Here is a 321-nt window from a genome sequence, read left to right on the forward strand (position 1 = left end):
GAGGCCGGCTGCGACGAGATCGTGGCCATCGACAACATGATCCGCGGCCGCCCCGAGAATCTCGGGGACGCCCTCGGCTCCGGCCGCGTCCGCCTCGTCCAGGGCGACATCCGCGGCCGCGCCCTGATGGACACGCTGGTCAAGGGCACCGACGTGGTGTTCCACCAGGCGGCCCTGCGGATCACGCAGTGCGCCGCGGAGCCCCGCCACGCCTACGAGGTGATGGCCGCCGCGACCTTCAACCTGCTGGAGAGCTGCGTCGAGGCCGGCGTCGCCAAGGTCGTGATGGCCTCCTCGGCCTCGGTCTACGGGATGGCGGAG

1 protein-coding gene is annotated in these 321 nt (G+C 72.0%); it reads left to right on the plus strand.

The features are described 5' to 3' along the window. The coding region (locus ACLBYB_RS32990; protein ID WP_447701404.1) for an NAD-dependent epimerase/dehydratase family protein at positions 1–321 on the plus strand (321 nt) is incomplete at both ends.

The sequence above is a fragment of the Methylobacterium sp. D54C genome, assembly GCF_053345595.1.